We start from the raw sequence: 20,665 nt of genomic DNA, 5'->3' as shown, positions 1-20,665 counted from the left end.
AAAGTGATTTTTTTTACTATTAACGGGGGTTTAATGATAATGAATAACATTTGGTCCCCTGACAGTTATAAGTGTTTTCTGTAACTAACATGTTTATAAAAAAGATTCTTCATAGATTTCAGATAAAGCATCATGAAACCCCCATCCTATATCCGATGTATCTTCTACAATTTTTTGGCAACGTTCTTGAAAAATATCTTTAAAACCATGATTACTGATGAATGTTACAGCTTTTTCATACATTCCTTCCATACTGATATAGAAGTTTTCATCAATGTCACCACAAGACTTGATAAATTTGACACCTTGCTCCACGTAAAATAGCATAATATCTACCAAACCTAGAGGTGTTTGACTAATTTTTTTATATTCAGAGATAGCTTTTTTTGCACTTTTGTGCATGGCATTATCAAAACCCCTAGATGGCAAAAACTCATTTTCGATCGCTTTTTTGTATTTACTAATAACCTGTTCTTCACTTTCAGGATAAAGCTTGATTTGGTAGTACTGTTTTACTGTAGGGAATCTTCGAAAAAGTTCGGAAATCTCATTGACTAGTTGTTCTTGAGAACAAGTCTTCAGGTATTTCTTCAAACTACTAAGAGTAATATGAGGTTGTGTCATTTAATCTCTGTGGCTAGGCAGTGATAGAAATTAGTTACTGACTAACCGTAGCAAAATTATTTACTTAGGAATATGTAATTACAAGATTATTATCTATTGCTACTAACGGATTCTAACAAACCCAGCCTCAGAAATTAATTTTTGACCTTCTTGGGTTAGCATAAGTTGAGCGTAAGCTTCCCCCGCTTCTTCTTCAATCTTACCGTTGTTTTTTACAACTACAAATAACCTTCTGGTCATGGGATATTCATCACTCTTGAAAGCAGCAATATTTAGTTTGTTGCGCCGAGCGGGACATTGAGAAGGTGGAATCAATGGTCTTTGGTAAGGTGGGACAAATCTTTGACCGACTCGACCTATTGGTAAGGGTTTAACATTACATTGTCTTACAATTTCTGGTGCAGATGCATAAAAAATACCACCCCGATTTTGGCTTATTTTTTGTAAGGCTTCGGTGGTTGTTTCAACAGTTTGAATATCGTTGCCAAATTTTTCTTTTTGCAAAACATTTTTAGTAAAAAATTCTACCGTTCCTCCTTTATTTCGTTTGGAGTAAGGTATGATTTTTAAATTTGGCCCACCTAGTTCTTTCCAGTTAGAAATTTTACCAACATATATTTTTTTGAGATCTTTAACTGTTATACCAGGTAGACTGAGATCAGGATTTACTGCTACTGCAATACCATCAATTGCTACTGGTATTTCTGTAAGTGTCACGCCTTTCATCCGAGCTGCTTCATGTTCTTTATCTTTAAGGGAACGAGAAGTTTGAGAAAAGGCTAATTCATTATTGAGTAACATTTTAATCCCAACACCAGAGTCGGGAGAGGTTGCTATGGGGTTTGTGTAACGTAGGTCATATTTCAAAAATGCCCTTTCTATTTTCCCTTCAGTTTTAGACCTAATAATAGCCCAGGTAGTACTACCTCCATAACGAAAGATTCCGGAGGGTACATTTTCAACATCAGCAAATCTTCCAGTTGTAGCTTGAGTCGGTTTTTTCTCTGGGATTTGAGTTGATTCCTCACCCCCCAATGATTCTAACTTTAGTGAGTGTCGCTTGTTATTCTTGCCAGAAGTCTGGGAAAAAGAACCTAAGTTAAGACGGTAAACATGACCCAAAATCCAAAAAACTCCAATGATGATGCTCGAAGAGATCAGCAGGGTCAATATCAAAACGGCATTCTTGTTTTTTTTTTAAACATGGTTATTTTGGATTATATTAGTAAAATTTTCTGCTTGTCTAAATATTGTGTAATTAGAAAAAAAATATATAACCTATACACTTATACCGTCTGGAGTACATCAAAGCCAATCAAATTTTCTTTGAAGCGAATATTTTATGTCAATCTTTAATTTACTTAACTATTTTTATACAGGTGTTTTTAGTGTTTGTCTATCACACTAAATTTTCAGTTGATCGCAAGCCATAGCAGAATATAGAAAATAGGATTGGAATTTAATTTAAAATTGTTAGGTTAGTGGCGTACTAACACAGATGCGACAGCGCATAATTTAAACTTTTTAGCTGTACCTGTAAGGAAATAAGTAATCCCGAACCACCGGAAATAATTACGATAGCTACAGTTCCCTACCTTCAGTTCTGCTACCTACGCCTTGCTAAGGAATGTGGATTAAAGAAAGTACAAAAATAGGGTGCTGTTAGCATCGCGTAACCCACCATTTCAAATTTCAGAATTACAGATTATTAAATTCTCATTCCTAACGGCTAAGGTAACGAGTGCTTAAGTCCTAGTATCTTAGATTTCTCCTTCAGTTTGCTCTAGCATTAATGACCTTTTTGTGATAGTAATATTATTTCTGTGGTAACAAATAACAACACCATGTATTTATTTGGTGATGGACCTAATTGTGTTGTATTTTTGGTGCAAGTCTGTATATTATGGTCTGTCCCATGGAAGGGCTCCTCAAACAAATTAAAAAAATATTTCCACTATCAGTAATATCACTGATTACTGCAACTTTATCTGTATTGCTAATGTGTGCTCCAGCATCAGCTACAGGTGTTTATGACATACCAAATTTCAATCCAAATACTTGGGTTATAGACCAAGGCGAGGTTATTAACCGTGCTAATGAAGGTCAAATTAGCAATACTTTTGCAGATTTAGCAAGAAATACTGGCAATCAAGTAAGAATAGTTACTATACGTCGGCTTGACTATGGTGAAACGACTCAAAGTTTTACTCAAGCTCTATTCGATAAATGGTTTCCAACAACTGAAGATAAGGCGAATCAAGTCTTATTAATGATTGACGTTTTGACTAACCAAAGCGCGATCGCTACAGGAGAAGAAGTCAAATCATTACTTCCAGAGGAGACAGCTAAAAGTGTAGCATCAGAAACTTTATTGGTACCGTTGAGAGATGGGAACAAATACAACCAAGCATTTCTAGATTCAGCTGATCGCCTGAGTAAAATCCTCTCAGGGGAAGCAGATCCGGGACCACCTGAAGTTAATAATAATGTTTCGGTGGAGGGTAATTTTGGTAAGGTAGAAGGAGAAGAACGCAGCAACGCCATTGCTTGGATTGTAGGATTATTAGTTGCTGCAACTGTAATCCCAATGGCGACCTACTACATTTACTTAGCAGTTCAACCTTCATCTAATAGTTAACTATCGGTTTGACCATTAGAAACCTCAGATATTAGAACAGTATAAGTTTTTTAAGGGTTAACCATTAACCGTTAACTGTTAACAGATTTATTGTTAACGGTTAATGGTTAAAATTCAAAAAAAGATAATGTTTGTCTTTGTTTAATCTTGAACATATTCTTTTCCTGTCACCAAGGCGATTTCAGCCCGGACAAATTCCCGACCGAGATAAGCTGCATGATCTAACATTGTTACGTGAGGAGATTGAGTCTCCTCAAAAATTTTGACACACAATTCTTTTGCTGTTCTTCCAGAAAATAAGGTTGTGTGAGTTCGTTCAACTTTCCCCTTTGCAGGAATCACCTTTCCGGTTTCAGGATCTACTGCTAAACCGCGATCGTCAATAACATTAGTAAAATGCTTGGCGCAAATTAACCCAGCATCGCGATCGAGATAAATAATAAAGTAGCCGTTAGGGTCGAGGTCAATATGACGGTGAGAAAGTTTATTATCTATTGCCGTTAAATTTTCCAGCAAATCCATGTTCTCTCTCAGTATTTACTATTTTTTAGGTTTTTACACTTCATTCCTAGTGTAATTCTTTCTCAATACTTCTCTCATACATAGAAGAAAAATTTCTCAATTTAATGTGGGAAAAATAATTTTGTTAAATTAGATTTTTATTTATATCTGTGTCTGCTAAAGATATTTTCCATGATGCTGTCAAAAAAGCTCTTCAAAAAGAGCAGTGGGTGATTACAGACGATCCACTGAAGTTTAAATTTGGAGATGTTAACTTTCGGGTAGATTTAGGAGCAGAAAAAATAATTGCAGCAGAGAAAGCAGGTAAAAAAATAGCTGTTGAAATTAAAAGCTTTCTCAATCCTTCTGCAATTACAGATTTTTATTCTGCTTTGGGACAATTTCTCAGTTACCGTCTTGCATTACAAGCTAATGAGCAAGAGCGAATATTATATCTAGCAGTTCCACTGGATGCATACAAAACATTTTTTCAATTAGAATTTTCACAAACTGCGGTACAACAGTATCAGATTCTATTAATTTGTATATGATCCAGTAAATGAGGTGATTGTGCAATGGATAAATTAGCAAAATATCGAGATTACATAAAAACACTGTTAACTCGTTATACCAGTGATGACATATCAGACAACGAAGTAGAAGTGCAATTGATCTTAGACACTGAAAGAGATCATTACCAATGGATGAATGTGGGTTGGGAAAAGTTAAATCGTGTTTATCGATGCATAATGCATTTCGACATTAAAGATGGAAAAATTTGGCTCCAACAGAATTTAACAGATCAAAATCCTGGGGAAGAATTGGTTGAAATGGGAGTTCCAAGGGAGGATATTGTGCTGGGGTTGCAGCCGCCATATAAACGACAATATACAGATTATGGTGTAGCTTAATAGACACATCAAACTTCCTATACCAAACCATATTTTGGATATTCTCTGGGTTATAAACCCAATACAATATCTTCCTTATTTGTACCCATCCCTACCAACTCATCAGTAATAGACCTCTCCGGAAATTAAATATGTGTAACCCAAAATCCTTGTAGAGACGTACCAGAGCCTACGGCGTCGGCAAAGCCTCTGGTACGTCTCTACATTCTTTTCCGGAGATGTCTAATTAACTTATGGGTCTGATTACGTTGAATCCAGAGTTTTTACTAAGAATCTTTCTTACTAAAAGGTAATTCGGCGTTAATTGCTTCAATATCTTGTTCTTCAAGTTGATTTACTTCGCGCATATAAGGTAGGAAAATTTGTTTTAATCTATCGCTATAAAAGCGGTGTAAACTATGATTCGGACTAGCAGGAAAACCGCGACGCTTTTTGTGTCTTCCTCCAGCACCGGGATCAAAACTTTGGATGTTGTTGGCGATCGCCCATTCTATGGGTGAATAGTAACAAGCATTGAAGTGCAAACAATCAATTTCTTGATAGCTACCCCAGTACCTTCCATACATGCGATCGCCTTTATACAAACAAAATGACATTCCCAGTGGTTGGCGATTATCCTGTTCGCTATATGCTGCAATTAACACTACGCGATCGCGATAATTAGTATGTAGGAGATCAAAGAACTTTCTCGTCAAATATTTACTTCCCCACCAACCAAATTTATCGCAGGTGTCGGCATAAAAGTCATACATCAAGCTAAAAAAGGATTTGGGAATATCATCGCCGGTTACAGCTTTTAATTCCAAACCATATTTAGTCATTGCTTTACGTTCGCGTTTGATATTGCGACGCTGATTAGCATTAAAAATTTTGAGATAATCATCAAAAGTGGAAAAACCATGATTTTCCCAGATGAAACTATGATGCATCCAAGAGCTAAAACCCTGTCTTTCTAAGATGGGACGCCATTGAGGATCGACGTAGAGAAAATGACAACCACTGATACGATGTTTATTACAAAAATAATCAATTTCCCGTACCATCAAGGCAACAATTTGATCTTCATCTTCCCCTGGAGCGATTAAAAACCGATAACCTTCAGCCGGGGTGAAGGGCGACATACCAAGTAATTTAGGATAGTATCTCACGCCCACGCGCTCGGAAATATCTGCCCACTGATGGTCAAAGACAAATTCTCCAAAACTGTGAGATTTAATGTACAGTGGAGCAACTGCAATTAAATTTTTGTCTCGCCATAAAGTTAAATGGTGTGGTTTCCAACCGCTTCTAGCCGTAGTGCTTGCAGAAGCTTCCATATTATGTAACCAGTCCCACTCAAAAAAGGGAGTTTTTAAGGGGACAGCTAAAGCATCCCATTCGCTTTGGGGAACTTCAGTGATTTTTTCAATCCAAGCAACAGAATAGCGAGACTTAATTTGTTCCACCATGTTATGTGGTTCGGATAGTAGTAGCTTTAATAAACTTAACTTAATCTTGTGGGGGTTGGGGATTGGCGATTTGGTAATGGGTAATTGGTAATGGGTAATGGGTAATGAGTAATGGGTAATTGGTGTTAGCGTAGCGTACTGTAGGTATTGCATGACATGGCAGCATCATGCAAGGAATTAGTGAATTCTTACTTTTTACTTTTTACTTTTTACTTTTTACTTTTCATATGCTCCCAACAGATCTACTAAGTTACCGCCATAATGGCGAAGAAATTATTCCCAAGCGGTTGAGCATTGACGATCGCAATTTAACAATAGCTACTGAAATCATTACTTGTTATGAGGATACTGTTGGTAATACCCAAGGTTTATTGGAGCGTAAACTTTCCGATCTAGAAGGAGATACCCCAGATTATCGGATGAAGCGGGGTTTGGCTTATATTCTCAAAAGCAGTTTTTCTACCTTTGAGGTGGTAAGTCCTTTGGAACCACCGATGCTGCGAGCAAAGGTATTTGCTGTTGCTGCAAAATCTTCACCTAGTCGCGAATCAACTCAAATTACCCTGGGTAAAGTTGCAGATGAATTAAGTCGAGAATTAGAAAAAGAAATTCTTCCCTCACAGGTGCGGGATGGTTTATATGCAGATTTAAATGAGAACAAGATTTTAACGAATTTCGACGCGCCAACTCCCGAATCATTATTGCACCGTTATAATTTGTCCCAGGTGCAGGGAGTATTTTATAAAGCCAGTCAGTTAATTATTAACGCCCATCGTAATGTTCCGGGACAATATAAGCTACTATTTCGCTACCTCAAATTATTTCAATTAATGTCTTATATTGAGGGTGATGCAGACCACGGTTTTACTATTACCATTGATGGACCTACAAGTTTATTTCATCCCAGTACTAGATATGGATTAGCGATCGCGAAATTAATTCCCGCATTACTTCACGTTACCAAGTGGAGTTTAGCATCAACATTGCAAACCCGCGATTTTTACACCAAAGCTCGGAAGACCGGACGTTTTACCCTCAATTCGGAATGCGGTTTAGTTACCCATTATTCCCCCGGTAAACCCTACGATAGTATGCTGGAAGAATCTTTTGCGAATAAATGGAAGTCAGCAAAAACTGAGTGGGTATTGGAAAGAGAAGTGGATTTAATTCCGATTCCGGGTAGTGTGATGATTCCGGATTTTCGCTTGGTTCATCCCGATGGGAGAACGTTTTTGTTAGAAATTGTCGGGTATTGGCGTCCTGAATATTTACAAAAGAAGTTTTATCAGGTGAGACGTTCCGAACGTAATGACTTAATTTTGGCGATTTCCGAACGGTTGAACTTAGATAAAGCAGGGGTCAAATTAAATGATGTCCCGGCTAAGATTGTTTGGTTTAAAGATAAGTTGTTACCCAAGTCTGTTTTAGCGGTATTGGTCTAAGCATCACCGAGTTTTTGATCCTCCCTAACCCTTCAAAAAGCGGGTAAAATTCAAAGTCCCCCTTTCCAAGGGGGATTTAGGGGGATCTCATGAGGTTTTTAAGTTATTACCCAAGTCTGTTTTAGCAGTGTTAGCCTGAGTTACCAGTTTGCACCACCAAGTTTTTGATCCCCCCTAACCCTCCTTGAAAAGTGGGGAAATTCAAAGTTCCCCAACTCAACGGGGAATTTAGGGGGATCCCATGAGATTTTCAAGTTATTACCCAAGTCTGTTTTAGCGGTGTTAGCCTGAGTTACCAGTTTGCACCACCGAGTTTTTGATCCCCCCTAACCCCCCTTGAAAAGGGGGGAAATTCAAAGTTCCCCAACTCAACGGGGAATTTAGGGGGATCCCATGAGATTTTCAATTTATTAGCCAAGTCTGTTTTAGCGGTGTTTGATTAAGATTCCCGATCTCCACAACATAGAAACGTACCACGAACAATATTTATTTATGGTAGGGGCGCACCGACGGGTAATATCAATATAATTGCCACAGTTCCCATAGTAGGAACAGTAAATCGATCGCAACACCCGCACCAGGAAAAATCAGATCTGCTGTCAAAGAAATTACAAACGCAGCAACCAATATTAACTTCTTCTTATTTCGTTGAATAAAGCTGATTACCTTTCTCATTTGTTAAATTCCTAACTCTGAGGTAAAGGTAAATTTGGGGTAGTACCCGAAAGAAAATTCTCTTTGTTGAAAAACTTAAATCCTGGGAAGTTGCGAGTTTAAAGTTTCGGGTATGTAGAATAAGTTTGGGGGATCGCTAGACTTTATTTCGAATTTTTTATCTCAAACTTTTACCGCAAGCTTCTATAAGTTATACTTATGCCAAATCCTTCCTACGGTGATGATGTTAAAGCGCGAGTAAGAATACTTTTAGAACAGTTGTTAGCTTATGCTAATGACAAGTTAGATCGTCCCGAGCGTTTTAAAATTACATGTGAATGGGATACATTAAATCAAGTAGTAATTGTTCGTACTACATTAGCTGTATTCGATGAACTTACTGGTTTTGAGAATAAAGAACAGGTGCGAGAAGCACTCAAAGCACTAGAAAACTTTTTAGAAATTCTTGAAGATTTGCGCGAAAATAAACGCGGTTCATCAAATTGGCACTTTAAACTAAAACTGTGGTATCCCAAAAGTGATAAAGAAGGGAATCTCAAAAAGTTTGATGAAGAATGGCAAAATCGCCGAGAACAATTACCAGGGGTACAGCGTAGCGAAGGTAATCAAGCAAAACCCGCTCCTACCAAATTCCATAATCTTCCCCGGAGTGGAGTCATTAAGTTTGTGGGACGAGATGAAGAACTGCAAAAACTCCACAAACTACTACAACAAAATCAACAAGTCGCGATCGATTCAACTGCGCGGCGATCGATTACCTCGATTGCTGGGATGGGTGGAATCGGGAAAACAGAATTAGCTCTGCAATATGCAATTGCGCACCGCGAAACCTACAAAGGTGGAATTTGTTGGTTACGAGCATTAGAAGATGTGGGTTTGCAGATAGTACAGCTTGCTCAAATTTACTTTGATGTAAAACCACCGGATAATTTAGATTTAGCAGCACAATTAAAATACTGTTATCAGCGCTGGGGTGAAGGTGAAGCGTTGCTAGTCCTGGATAACCTCACCAACTATGGAGAAATCAAACCATTACTTCCATGTTTATCCCGGTTTAAAGTACTGATTACGACCAGATCGCATTTAGGAAGGTCTATTAAGAAATTATCCCTGAATGTATTAGAACCAAAAGCAGCATTGGAATTATTGCAGTCATTCATCATTGTGGAACGGGTGAATGCAGAGGAATCCCAAGCAAATAAATTATGTGAATGGTTAGGATATTTACCCTTGGGGTTAGAACTAGTCGGGAGATATCTGGCGCAGAAACAAGATTTATCGCTGGCTGAAATGTTGAGCAGGTTAGAAACAAAGCGCCTGAATCATCGTGCTTTGACTAATACTGATGGGGATATGACAGCACCCCATAATAGTGCGTTAGCTGCATTTGAGTTGAGTTGGGAAGAATTAAAATATGAAGATAAAAAACTCGCTTGTTTACTGAGTTTATTTGCTTTTGCACCAATACCTTGGGATTTAGTTAAACAATGTTTACCTGATGAAGACCCTGAAGATTTAGAAGATATTAGGGATTGTGTTCTCCTAAAACTGAGTTTGCTACAGGACAAAGGTGAGGGAACATATCAACTGCATCCGCTGCTACGGGAATTTTTCCAAATCAAGTTAGAAGAGTTAGAATCCCCCAATACTACTTACCAATCGGGAGAAGAGTATCTTATACGTGCTTTTAATCGGGTAATGTTAGCGATCGCTAAACAGATCGATGAAATTGATTCACTCACACTCAAGGATATTACCAAATTTGCCTCCGCCATACCTCATCTAGCAGAGACGAAAAATCCGAAACTGATTCAATATATCAGTAATGATGATTTAATTTGGGCTTTTGTTGGTAATGGTAGATTTTACGAAGATCAAGGATTATATGACCAAGCACAATCTTGGTATGAGCAGTGTCTAGAAGTAGTGAAAAAGCAGTTGGGGGAGGAACATCTCGATGTTGCTACTAGCTTGAACTACTTGGCGTTACTTTACAAAAATCAAGGACGTTACGCAGAAGCCGAACCTTTGTTCCTAAAAGCTTTAGAGATGAGAAAATGCCTATTAGGTGAGGAACATCCTGGTGTCGCTGAAAGTTTGAACAACTTGGCTAATCTCTACAATAACCAAGGATGGTACGAAAAAGCCGAACCTTTGTTCCTACAAGCTTTAGATATGAGAAAACACCTGTTGGGTGAGGAACATCCCGATGTCGCTGAAAGTTTGAACAATTTGGCTAATCTCTATAAAGACCAAGGACGCTACGAAGAAGCCGAACCTTTCTACCTAGAAGCTTTAAAACGCCTCTTGGGGGAGGAACATCCCAATGTCGCTATTTGTTTGAACCAGTTGGCTAATCTCTACAGCGATCAAAGACGGTACGAAGAAGCCGAACCTTTGTACCTACAAGCTTTAGATATGAAAAAACGCCTCTTGGGGGAGGAACATCCTGATATCGCGATTCCCTTGAATAACTTGGCTAATCTCTACAAAGACCAAGGACGCTACGAAGAAGCCGAACCTTTGTTCCTAAAAACTTTAGATATGGACAAACGCCTCTTGGGGGAGAAACATCCTGATACCGCGATTCCCTTGAATAACTTGGCTTCACTCTACGCAGACCAAGGACGGTACGAAGAAGCCGAATCTTTGTACCTACAAGCTTTAGGTATAAGAAAATGCCTGTTGGGAGAGGGACATCCTGGTACCGCTATTCACTTGAATAACTTGGCTTTACTCTACACAAACCAAGGACGGTATGAAGAAGCCGAACCTTTGTTCCTAAAAGCTTTAGAAATTATAAGAAGCCTGGGGAAGGAACATCCCAAAGTTGCTATTTGTTTGAACAACTTGGCAAAACTCTACTTTAACCAAGGACGGTACGATGAAGCCGAACCTTTTTACCTACAAGCTTTAGAGATTATGAAGCAAAAGTTTGAGGAAAATAATCCTTACACTATTAAGGTACGTGAAAATCTGGCAAAACTTTATGATGTAAGGGAAAGGGGAATGAGTAATGAGTAATGAGTAATGTTAGCGAAGCGGGGCGCGACAGCGCACAGTAATGAGTGATGAGTGATAGATATGTAGCGACTGTTTTGAATGTCAAGAGCGATCACATCAGGTACAACTTGAGATCGCATCCATTACTCACATCCGTTACTTACGCTCGTGGTTCAACCCAAAAACCACATCCGTTGCCTAATCTACCCTATCTGTTGTCTAACCTATCCCTAAACAACCAAATATTAATAACTTTAAAAATTTCCCCACACCAACAGCATTCCTTCCTTAATATTCTGTTAATAATTTTAAATCTTGCCCACTTAAGGGAATGACTTATATAAAATTACCTACAAGACCCTTTTGTCAAGTGAAAAACCATTAAGATAAAAACGCACCATGACAATCGCGAAGCAACATAAAACAAAACTACAAGAACTGACAGAAGAAATCTTCAACTTATTAATAAACAGAGACTTAGTTGGAATTACTCAGCTAAAACTACGTTATGTAAGAACAGATGACGATGGATTCGTAATGTTAAACAAAGAATATTGTTTAGCAATGGATGCAGCACTATACCAATTATCAGTAATCTATAGCACTTGGTTTAATACCCAACCAATGGCTAGAGAACATTTATTTACAGTTGACTATGTAGAGTGAGTGGCTTAACCACACTACTTTATATTATCTACTCAATAATTTGTTGCTGTTACCCGAAAACATCTATTCCAGATTGAGCAGATCGAAAAATCTAGATCTAGAAATTGTTCAGATGTGAAATTTAGTCAGGGTGTATATTCTCAGAACTTCCCTATAACCCCAATAATAATATTTTGATTTTTGACTTTTAACTTTTTGCTCTTCTCTAGGACATCCCCTATTTTAATAATCATTATCTATCTAATCATTACTCCTGCACAGACGTAGCAGAGCCTTTGGCGTCGGCGTAGCCTCTGCTACGTCTCTACCTCACGACTCATTACTCATTACTCCTTACTCCTTACTCATTACTTTTCTCCGGCGCAATTCCTTCCAACGGGATCAACGCTTCCATAACTGATTTTGCAATGGGTGCAGCAACAGTCGAACCATAAGCATTTTCACCCTTAGGTTCATCCACGATCGCTAAAACAACATAACGTGGAGAATTCACCGGTAAAATACTGACAAAACTTGTTATCTTTGCATCATCGCGATAACCCCCATTCGGATCCGCTTTTTGTGCAGTACCAGTTTTCCCCGCAATCCGATAACCTGATATTTTTGCTGGTTTACCCGTACCTTTGGAAACTACTGTTTCCATCATCTCTACAACTTTTTGGGTAGTTCCTGGCGAAAAAATCTGACGGGGTGGATTTAAATTTGGTTTAACATGCATTTTTCCTTTGCTATCAACCAAACCCTTAACTACATGGGGTGTAACTAACTTACCTTGGTTTGCTAAAGAACCGACCATTTGGACTAACTGTAATGGTGTAAGGGAAAAACCCTGACCAAAAGAAGCCGTTGCAGGTTCAATAGGTTTAATAGTAAATTCTCTTTCAGACTTGAGACGACTATTAACTTCCGAAGGTAAATCTGTTTTGGAACGTTCCCCCAAACCAATTTTTTCCAACCAACTATAATAATTAGAACGTCTCATTCTTTGGATGATTTTTACCATCCCAATATTGCTCGAACGTTGGAGAATTTTAGCAATATCTACTCGTCCGTTACCTTTATTATCCGCATTTTTAATGGTGCGATCGGCTACTTGAATAGTTCCATTATCATTAAAAACATCAAAGGGATTTATTACGCCAGCTTCCAGAGCGATCGCTACATTCAAAGGCTTAAAAGTAGAACCCGGCTCGTATAAATCAGCAACCGCCCAATTTCTAAATAAAGGAATATCTTTTTTGCTATATCTGTTAGGATTATAAGTCGGGCTACAAACCAGCGCCAATAAAGAACCATCCCACGCATCCATCACAATTACAGCACCGCGCTTAGCTTTCCATTTTTTGAGAGTCTTAGTCAAAGCAGAGCGAGCAGAACGCTGTAAGCGACTGTCAATAGTTAGTTGTAATTGTAAATCATCAAAATGTAAAAAGCCTTCTGGAGCATAATCTGGCATTAAAGAACCATTACCAGACCTACTCAAGCGTACAGTACGAGGGGGACGCTCCAACATTTTTTGCTGAGAACGCTCAATTCCAGCTTGACCACGTCGATCCCCATCAATATAACCAACAACATCCGCAGCTAAATCTTCCTTGGGATAGTATCGGGAATATTTTCGACGCAGATCTAAACCATCAAATCGTAAAGCATATAATCGGTCTGCAGTTGCTTCAGGGAGAGCATGAGATAGGAGAATCCCACTTTTATGCTTGCGGAATCTTTTTTCTAATTCGGTTGCATCTTTACCAAGAATCTTTGCCAGGTTAGATGCAACTACTTCAATAGTGTAATTAAACTGATTGGGATGAACGTACAAAGTATATACAGGACGGTCGATCGCTAACACATCTCGATTGCGATCGATAATTTTGCGCCGAGGGATAAAAGGGCGCATATTAAACATTTGTTGGGAACGCGCTTCTTTAGTTAACTTGGGTCCCTGGATAATTTGTAAACTATACAAATGAATACCTAACCCAGAACCAGCGATAATTAGTATGCTCCAGACAACAAATAACCGAAATCTCACACCTCGTTTTTGATGTTGTTTCGGAGTGCGATTTTTTCTCCCTCTACTTTGAGAAAATCTCTGTTGTTGAGAATTTCTCAAATTCTTTAAACCCAAATTCTTTAAACCTGAACCCCTAATATCTGAACCTTTTAAACCTGAACCCTTCGAACCCGAATTCTTTAAGCTAGAATTCTTGAGATTTTTTAACTTTGTTTTACGGGAGAACTTTCGCATGGACTTGCAAAAATATTAAATCGAACTATGGTCACCTTCTTGTAAAGTCCTATTTGACTTTTGAATTTTGTTAGCAGCTAGCGATAGCGCAGCTATAGGTATTGCGTAACCGCAGGTTATATTTTTACTTTTTACTTTTTACTTTTTACTTTTCAATACCCTATAGGTGTATTATTTGGTTGTTGGATCTCAAAATTTGGAGCAATTTCCCCAGAAATCGATTGTCTGACAGTTGACGTAGGTGGGATAAAAATCGCTCGACTGGGTGTGGGAGCAACTAAACCAGTGGCTGGTTTTTCTGCTTCTTTTGCCATTTTATTTTTGATAGTTTCATTTGCTGTGGTTATTTGTCGCTCTTGACGTTGTAACTTCTGCAATGTGCGAGAATTTTGACTCCACAGTTGCTGAGCATATACTGTCCAACCATAAACTGTTAAACTTGCCATTACCAGTAAAAAAGTTGCGATCGAAGAATAACGCTGAACATTTTGCCAACGAACCAACCATAAAGGTAGTGATTCTGAATTGGGAACAACAGGAATAGCATTACTTTTAGATACTTCCCTAAACTCCAAACGGTTAGCGCGAGTAAATTTACTACGCGGTGGTTCCAGGACTTTTCTTTTGCGATCGGGAATATAAGAAAAATTCTTTGGTGTTTGTCGATGTCTTCTTAAAGATGCTTCTAAAGGGAGTTCATAATTTTTCACTCCATTGCTCCCAAATTGTCTGTTTCCGGATTGGCTATTCATTTTTTGGCGTCTCGCAGAACGGGAATTCTGGGGATAAAGATTTCGATTGCGATCGTGAATTTGATGTTGACGTTGATTTTGATTCACTTGATACTTTTCCTAGTAACGGTAATTGAACCCAAGCCAAATCCTGTTCGGAAACTATCTAAGATGATGTTTGGGAAGTATAGCTTATTACCCAATATCCTTATTGTGATCCCCCAATCCCCTTAAAAATGGGGCAAAAGTCCCCCTTGTTAAGGGGGATTTAGGGGGATCCAAGATATTTTAGGTAAATAATATAACTTTTCAAACATCCTCTAATTTACTGAACTAAAGACATAATTTTCCTAGTTAGCGAATACTACACTTTAGATGATTTTTTTACTTTTGCTCAGGTCAGCATTATTTGCCAAAGCACTAATACTCTTGCACTATGTAAATCATCAGAAATATTGATGCTTGCATAGATAGGTATTAACAAAATTACAAGATGAAATATTCAGCATCAAGGTAACAATCTAAGATTTGTTACAAAACAACAATCAGGATTGTCAATGGTTCAGTTATTCAAAAGATATTAAGTTGATTCAGGATTGTTAATTTTAGTCAAATATGGCCGACTCAGGTAGCAAATAGCAAGGTAAAAATATTATTATCGTAACTGAGATTAGTAAAAGCACTGATTAAAAAACAGTAAGTACAGCAGGTTTCATTATATTTAAAGCAGGTTTCACTCCTGAATTCTGTCTCCTGTCTCCTGTCTCCTGACTCCTAACTCCTGCTATAACAAGCAACTAACCCAAAAGTATTACTCTTTAGTATTTAAACTGAAAATAATGTCCAAATAATCAGTAAATAAGGTATTGTATTCAACAGGCTAAGAACTTTTATTGTCAGAATTGGTGTAAAGAGGAGTTATGAAATTTAAGATCCTTGGTTTTGCTCTTTTACTTGGTTTGGCTACCACTCTAGGAGCCTGCGAACAAGGTGGAGAAGCAGAAAAGAAAGAAGGTGGTGCTACCACTGAAGAAACTACTCCCCCTGCAGCAGAGCCCACTGATGGAGGTGAGGCTACTGATACTAAAGCAGGAGAAGAAAAGAAAGAAGAGAAATAAATAAGTCTGAAGTTGCAGTTTGAATTACTCTCACGCAACAAACGAGTGTTTGCGCTCCTCACCATACTTAGATAACTGTTATTTTCGGTTTACTAAAATCAATAAACACTCGAATGTTAAGTGTCATAAGGAATTGCGAAGCAATTAAGGATTTGTATTGCAAAGCAATCGAAGATTTGTATTGCAAAGCAATCGAAAATTTGTATTGCAAAGCAATCGAAAATTTGTATTGCGAAGCAATCAATAAATCCAGTTGCGAAACAATCTAGTAATTTCAAATGCAGAGTAGTCTCGTAGGTTTAATTGTGTTGCAGTTCAGTAATGTTAACTGCATGTTAGTGTATTAATTTAAACTTTTCAGCTATCTAATTATCTCTTTCGCTTAGAATAACGTAATTTTTATTACTTTGTCTTCTAGCGATTGCAGTTGAATAGCCCTTTTTATTGTGAACTGGCGTTGCTTAATTAGGGGACTAGACTCTGGGATAAATTTTAAAAATTCATCCCTCGTTTATGCAATGCCTTTGAACTACTCGGATCTACCTGGTAACACCTAATTTTGATTACCAGGTTTTTGTTTGGCTTCCACAGGTATAGCGCTATGTGCAAGTCAAAATAAATGGTGACTCCCCACACCTCCCACACTTCCCATTCTCAGTAACTTTGCCCATTACCTCTGGTGATATTACAAAATCAGAGGCTACACTTAGGTATCAGTCAGAGTACAAAGGAAGTTAAGAAGGGTGAGGGCAATAGTAAAATTAATTATCTTGGGTGTCACTATCTTTATTTTCACTGTATTAACTAGTACAGTGTTAAATTTTCAATGGGGAGCAAAGACAATTGCACTACCACCCCCAGAAGATATACCAGAAGAAATTTTACGTACGGAAATTATTACCGAAGCGCGATCCCCAATAGATGGTAAACTCTTGACAGCTGGTGAATATGCGCAACTTACAGCAAAAATACAGGAACGTACTTTTCCTCCAAAGTTAAGTCCTCGAGTCCGGGAAACAGTTTTTTTATTGCGTTTACGTAGCTTAATTAAACAATTTTTCCCTTTTATAGATATTTAGTTGGATATTTTTAGTCAGGTGTTTAGTTGCTCTCTAAGAAAAGCTAAATACTTTTTGTAGTTGAAAATTTACTTCAGTGTTATATTCATTCAGAATTATGATGAGGAAAGGGGCTTATAAATAGAATTGAAATATAAAACAGAATATCAGATTCTATTTTCACAAATAAAATTGCGAATTCTAAATATTTTATTCTCTGTCTAAACTTCTCTGTCTAAATAAAGCTGGTTAACTAGCTTAACCGATGCCTGAGGTCATCAAATCAAATTTAGCGTAAAATCCTAGATTGAGATCTGAACCTGAATTTAGCTCGAAAATCTGAAGACAAGAATCTAAGCCAAAATTTAGCTTTATCGAACAATAAGCCTTCCCAAACCCTTAATTTCAGGTTTTTGAACGCTAAGAATGGAATTGATGTCCGTTATCTTTGGTGAAGAAAAAATTTGCAAATAAATGTAAAGAATATATAGATTATAAAAAAATCTAAATAACAGCCAGTTTAGTTAATCGCCGATTTAGTTACTCAATTTATTCAACCTGGATAGCTTCATGTCAATTACCACCATCGCCCCAGAACAGGTCAACAGCATTGTTTGGAACCAGCATCAAGACCCTTTTGAAGTTCTTGGTTCCCACCTAGTAGAAGAAAATGGCGAACAATTTTGGGTAGTGCGAGCCTACTTACCTAAAGCGGATAAAGTATGGGTATTACTTCCCGAAGAAAGGGAGGAATACGAGATGGAAACGGTGCATCACTCACATTTTTTTGAATGCACCATAGCAGAAAACGAACCAAAAAATTACTTATTCCGGATCAAAGAAGGAGAACACGAGCGAGTTATTTACGATCCTTACGCTTTTCGTTCCCCCAAGCTCACAGACTTTGATTTACATTTATTTTCTGAAGGTAATCACCATCGGATCTACGAGAAACTAGGAGCGCACCCCACTGAAATCAATGGTGTTGCGGGAGTTTATTTTGCTGTTTGGGCTCCCAACGCTCGTAATGTTTCTATTCTTGGAGACTTCAACGAATGGGATGGACGGAAACACCAAATGCGTAAAGGTCCGACTGGTGTTTGGGAACTATTTATTCCTGAAATTGGAGTGGGAGAAGGTTACAAATATGAGATCAAAAACTATGAGGGTCATATTTACGAAAAATCCGATCCTTTTAGTTTTCAGCAGGAACCACGACCCAAAACAGCATCTATCGTCGCAAATTTAGATTCGCATACTTGGAACGACCAAGAATGGATGGAAAAGCGACGCAATAGTGATCCCCTCCAAGAACCTATTTCTGTTTATGAAGTACATTTGGGTTCTTGGTTACATGCTGCTGCTGACGAACCACCCAAATTACCCAATGGCGAACTTGGGGATGTTGTTGTAGTATCGGAACTCAATACTGGTGCTCGTTTCTTAACATATCGGGAATTAGCTGAAAAACTGATTCCCTATGTCAAGGATTTGGGGTATACCCATATTGAATTATTACCGATCGCCGAGCATCCCTTCGATGGTTCTTGGGGTTATCAAGTTACTGGTTACTATGCTTGTACTTCCCGGTATGGAACCCCTGAAGACTTTATGTACTTTATCGACCAATGCCATCAAAATGATATTGGGGTAATTGTCGATTGGGTTCCGGGTCACTTTCCTAAAGATGGACATGGCTTAGCATTCTTTGATGGAAGTCATCTTTACGAACATGCAGATCCCCGTAAAGGCGAACATAAAGAATGGGGAACTTTAGTATTTAATTATTCACGCCATGAGGTACGTAATTTCTTAGTTGCGAATGCCTTATTCTGGTTTGATAAATATCATATTGATGGGATTCGGGTAGATGCGGTCGCATCAATGCTGTACCTAGACTACGCCCGTGAAGATGGTGAATGGCTTCCCAATCAGTACGGTGGTAGAGAAAATATTGAAGCTGCCGACTTCCTCCGTCAGGTAAATCACTTACTATTTAGTTATTTCCCTGGAGTACTTTCCATTGCAGAAGAATCTACATCTTGGCCCATGGTATCATGGCCGACTTACACTGGCGGTCTGGGCTTCAACCTAAAATGGAATATGGGTTGGATGCACGACATGCTGGACTACTTCAGCATGGATCCCTGGTTCCGTCAATTCCACCAAAACAACGTTACTTTCAGCATGTGGTACAACCACAGCGAAAACTTTATGTTGGCGCTTTCCCATGATGAAGTAGTTCATGGTAAAAGCAACATCATTGGTAAAATGCCAGGAGACCGATGGCAAAAATTTGCTAATCAGCGTTGTTTATTCGCTTATATGTTTGCTCACCCTGGAAAGAAAACCATGTTTATGAGCATGGAATTCGGACAGTGGAGTGAATGGAATGTTTGGGGTGACTTGGAATGGAATTTATTAGATTTTGAACCTCACGCACAACTGAAAGGTTTCTTCCAAGATCTTAATCAGCTCTATCGTTCTGAACCTGCTTTATATACTCAAGATTTTGCTCAAGAAGGTTTTGAGTGGATTGATTGTAGCGACAACCGTCACAGTGTAGTTTCATTTATTCGTCGCGATAAGGGAAGCAGTGATTTTGTAGTTACTATTTGTAACTTTACTCCTCAGCCCCATTCCCACTATCGGATCGGCGTTCCCGAACCAGGATTTTACACTGAGTTATTTAATAGTGACGCTCGTAAATATGGCGGTAGTAACATGGGTAATCTGGGTGGTAAGTGGACGGATAATTGGTCGGTTCACAATCGTCCTGATTCCTTAGATTTATGTTTACCACCTTTGAGCGTGTTGATTTTGAAGTTGGATCGAAATAAGACTGCTGAGGTCGCGGAGGAAGAATAGCTTTAGTTTTGAAGCTTTTAGGAAACAAGTGATAATTTTTGGTTACCAGGTTGAACCTGGTAATCAAGTTAATTGTCTAGTTTCTTGTCCCGAACTCGGGTGAAGTAAAAGCTTGACCTAAGTCAAATAACGAATATAAAATAAGTTTCTAAATAAATTTTTCAGAAATCAAAAAATTTGACTTTTGTGGAAGTTAAATTTGACGGGGGAAAGCGAGGGCGAAAACCCTGGGGTCCCGTCAAAACGTCAGAACCTTGATAAATCAATACTTTTAGAGTTTTGTGCAATGGGGTTGATTGTTTTCTCGATCGCCGTAATGGGGTTTTTATATTCCCCCGTCAAAATTGGTTGTGGAAATGGCTCTGTAAATGGGTTTTGATGACTAGAGTTTCCCCACTCGCTGGGGAAGCGCACTAATGGAAACGCATAAACGCCCAACAAACGAGCACGCAATATTTTGGTTTCCCCACTCGCTGGGGAAGCGCACTAATGGAAACGCCCCATTGCCACAATCAAAGCCAACTCTAAAAGGGTTTCCCTACTCGTTGGGGAAGCGCACTAATGGAAACTTGAGCAATTTATAATTTCCATCGACTTCTGCTATGTTTCCCCACTCGCAGGGGAGATAAAAAAATCACACTAACTAATATTATTTCTTACTGCTCAACGGTTCTAAGGATTCCCGTAGCGACTTTTTTAACCTTCTCCACTAATTCAGATGGCTGTATAACTTT

At 38.4% G+C, this 20,665-nt stretch carries 15 protein-coding genes, 1 pseudogene and 1 CRISPR repeat array; of the genes and pseudogenes, 9 read left to right on the top strand and 7 right to left on the bottom strand.

What is annotated here, in order from left to right:
- Positions 1 to 93 precede the first annotated feature (93 nt).
- Positions 94 to 624: a DUF6155 family protein gene (locus tag QNJ50_RS10915; RefSeq protein WP_300635170.1), complete on the bottom strand. Its 531-nt coding sequence runs from the start codon at positions 622 to 624 to the stop codon at positions 94 to 96.
- A 102-nt stretch (positions 625 to 726) separates the two neighbouring features.
- Positions 727 to 1,794 carry a PstS family phosphate ABC transporter substrate-binding protein gene (locus tag QNJ50_RS10910; RefSeq protein WP_366914253.1) on the bottom strand — a complete coding sequence of 356 codons (1,068 nt, stop codon included), beginning with the start codon at positions 1,792 to 1,794 and terminating at the stop codon, positions 727 to 729.
- Between the two features lie 829 nt (positions 1,795 to 2,623).
- Between QNJ50_RS10910 and QNJ50_RS10905 the strand changes: the two genes are divergently transcribed.
- A complete protein-coding gene (locus QNJ50_RS10905) occupies positions 2,624 to 3,262 on the top strand; it encodes a TPM domain-containing protein (RefSeq protein ID WP_300635232.1) in 639 nt (212 codons plus the stop codon).
- Positions 3,263 to 3,403: 141 nt separating this feature from the next.
- Here QNJ50_RS10905 and QNJ50_RS10900 read toward each other — a convergent pair whose 3' ends face one another.
- Positions 3,404 to 3,784: a DUF4346 domain-containing protein gene (locus tag QNJ50_RS10900; RefSeq protein WP_300635166.1), complete on the bottom strand. Its 381-nt coding sequence runs from the start codon at positions 3,782 to 3,784 to the stop codon at positions 3,404 to 3,406.
- Between the two features lie 149 nt (positions 3,785 to 3,933).
- On the opposite strand from QNJ50_RS10900, the pseudogene QNJ50_RS10895 reads away from it, so the two are divergent.
- Both QNJ50_RS10895 and QNJ50_RS10890 read left to right on the top strand, forming a co-directional pair.
- Positions 3,934 to 4,351, top strand: a pseudogene (locus tag QNJ50_RS10895) (XisH family protein).
- The gene (locus QNJ50_RS10890; RefSeq protein WP_300635164.1) at positions 4,339 to 4,674 is read left to right on the top strand and encodes a XisI protein; all 336 of its coding nucleotides are present in this window, start codon (positions 4,339 to 4,341) and stop codon (positions 4,672 to 4,674) included. Before QNJ50_RS10895 ends, QNJ50_RS10890 begins: the two are co-directional and overlap by 13 nt.
- Positions 4,675 to 4,940: 266 nt before the next feature.
- Here the strand turns inward: QNJ50_RS10890 and QNJ50_RS10885 are convergent, their stop codons facing one another.
- A complete protein-coding gene (locus QNJ50_RS10885) occupies positions 4,941 to 6,122 on the bottom strand; it encodes a GNAT family N-acetyltransferase (protein WP_300635230.1) in 1,182 nt (393 codons plus the stop codon).
- Between the two features lie 227 nt (positions 6,123 to 6,349).
- Between QNJ50_RS10885 and QNJ50_RS10880 the strand changes: the two genes are divergently transcribed.
- The gene (locus QNJ50_RS10880; RefSeq protein ID WP_300635163.1) at positions 6,350 to 7,564 is read left to right on the top strand and encodes a DUF790 family protein; all 1,215 of its coding nucleotides are present in this window, start codon (positions 6,350 to 6,352) and stop codon (positions 7,562 to 7,564) included.
- Positions 7,565 to 8,083: 519 nt separating this feature from the next.
- Here the strand turns inward: QNJ50_RS10880 and QNJ50_RS10875 are convergent.
- Positions 8,084 to 8,239 carry a hypothetical protein gene (locus QNJ50_RS10875; RefSeq protein ID WP_300635161.1) on the bottom strand — a complete coding sequence of 52 codons (156 nt, stop codon included), beginning with the start codon at positions 8,237 to 8,239 and terminating at the stop codon, positions 8,084 to 8,086.
- A 198-nt stretch (positions 8,240 to 8,437) separates the two neighbouring features.
- On the opposite strand from QNJ50_RS10875, the gene QNJ50_RS10870 reads away from it, so the two are divergent.
- Together QNJ50_RS10870 and QNJ50_RS10865 are read left to right on the top strand one after the other, a co-directional pair.
- On the top strand, positions 8,438 to 11,263 hold the full coding sequence (locus QNJ50_RS10870) for a tetratricopeptide repeat protein (protein WP_300635159.1): 2,826 nt from the start codon (positions 8,438 to 8,440) through the stop codon (positions 11,261 to 11,263).
- 378 nt (positions 11,264 to 11,641) lie between these two features.
- Complete coding sequence (locus QNJ50_RS10865) at positions 11,642 to 11,908, top strand: hypothetical protein (protein ID WP_300635157.1); 267 nt, start codon at positions 11,642 to 11,644, stop codon at positions 11,906 to 11,908.
- 340 nt (positions 11,909 to 12,248) lie between these two features.
- Here the strand turns inward: QNJ50_RS10865 and QNJ50_RS10860 are convergent, their stop codons facing one another.
- Positions 12,249 to 14,156: a penicillin-binding protein 2 gene (locus tag QNJ50_RS10860; protein ID WP_300635154.1), complete on the bottom strand. Its 1,908-nt coding sequence runs from the start codon at positions 14,154 to 14,156 to the stop codon at positions 12,249 to 12,251.
- 152 nt (positions 14,157 to 14,308) lie between these two features.
- Positions 14,309 to 14,995 (bottom strand): hypothetical protein, encoded by a 687-nt coding sequence (locus QNJ50_RS10855; protein WP_300635152.1) that lies wholly within the window; start codon positions 14,993 to 14,995, stop codon positions 14,309 to 14,311.
- Positions 14,996 to 15,807: 812 nt separating this feature from the next.
- Here QNJ50_RS10855 and QNJ50_RS10850 point away from each other — a divergent pair.
- The 3 genes from QNJ50_RS10850 (at position 15,808) to glgB (ending at position 19,931) form a co-directional block, all read left to right on the top strand.
- Positions 15,808 to 16,005, top strand: a complete 198-nt coding sequence (locus QNJ50_RS10850) for a hypothetical protein (RefSeq protein ID WP_300635150.1) — start codon at positions 15,808 to 15,810, stop codon at positions 16,003 to 16,005.
- 812 nt (positions 16,006 to 16,817) lie between these two features.
- Complete coding sequence (locus QNJ50_RS10845) at positions 16,818 to 17,084, top strand: glutathione S-transferase (protein ID WP_366914251.1); 267 nt, start codon at positions 16,818 to 16,820, stop codon at positions 17,082 to 17,084.
- A gap of 549 nt (positions 17,085 to 17,633) precedes the next feature.
- Positions 17,634 to 19,931: a 1,4-alpha-glucan branching enzyme gene (gene glgB / locus QNJ50_RS10840; protein ID WP_300635148.1), complete on the top strand. Its 2,298-nt coding sequence runs from the start codon at positions 17,634 to 17,636 to the stop codon at positions 19,929 to 19,931.
- 386 nt (positions 19,932 to 20,317) lie between these two features.
- A CRISPR array of direct repeats spans positions 20,318 to 20,500; the repeat unit is 23 nt; unit sequence TGGGGAAGCGCACTAATGGAAAC.
- Positions 20,501 to 20,665: the final 165 nt, after the last annotated feature.

The sequence above is a fragment of the Mastigocoleus sp. MO_188.B34 genome (genome assembly GCF_030065675.1).
Lineage (GTDB): Bacteria > Cyanobacteriota > Cyanobacteriia > Cyanobacteriales > Nostocaceae > Mastigocoleus.
This window is presented reverse-complemented; position numbering and strand designations above follow the sequence as displayed.

What these genes read in the sequence shown, in the direction of transcription:
- glgB (WP_300635148.1), top strand. Translation starts at nt 17,634, where the DNA reads ATGTCAATTACCACCATCGCCCCAGAACAGGTCAACAGCATTGTTTGG.
- QNJ50_RS10890 (WP_300635164.1), top strand. Translation starts at nt 4,339, where the DNA reads ATGGATAAATTAGCAAAATATCGAGATTACATAAAAACACTGTTAACT.
- QNJ50_RS10860 (WP_300635154.1), bottom strand. Translation starts at nt 14,156, where the DNA reads ATGCGAAAGTTCTCCCGTAAAACAAAGTTAAAAAATCTCAAGAATTCT.
- QNJ50_RS10865 (WP_300635157.1), top strand. Translation starts at nt 11,642, where the DNA reads ATGACAATCGCGAAGCAACATAAAACAAAACTACAAGAACTGACAGAA.
- QNJ50_RS10850 (WP_300635150.1), top strand. Translation starts at nt 15,808, where the DNA reads ATGAAATTTAAGATCCTTGGTTTTGCTCTTTTACTTGGTTTGGCTACC.
- QNJ50_RS10885 (WP_300635230.1), bottom strand. Translation starts at nt 6,122, where the DNA reads ATGGTGGAACAAATTAAGTCTCGCTATTCTGTTGCTTGGATTGAAAAA.
- QNJ50_RS10880 (WP_300635163.1), top strand. Translation starts at nt 6,350, where the DNA reads ATGCTCCCAACAGATCTACTAAGTTACCGCCATAATGGCGAAGAAATT.
- QNJ50_RS10900 (WP_300635166.1), bottom strand. Translation starts at nt 3,784, where the DNA reads ATGGATTTGCTGGAAAATTTAACGGCAATAGATAATAAACTTTCTCAC.
- QNJ50_RS10870 (WP_300635159.1), top strand. Translation starts at nt 8,438, where the DNA reads ATGCCAAATCCTTCCTACGGTGATGATGTTAAAGCGCGAGTAAGAATA.
- QNJ50_RS10905 (WP_300635232.1), top strand. Translation starts at nt 2,624, where the DNA reads ATGTGTGCTCCAGCATCAGCTACAGGTGTTTATGACATACCAAATTTC.
- QNJ50_RS10875 (WP_300635161.1), bottom strand. Translation starts at nt 8,239, where the DNA reads ATGAGAAAGGTAATCAGCTTTATTCAACGAAATAAGAAGAAGTTAATA.
- QNJ50_RS10915 (WP_300635170.1), bottom strand. Translation starts at nt 624, where the DNA reads ATGACACAACCTCATATTACTCTTAGTAGTTTGAAGAAATACCTGAAG.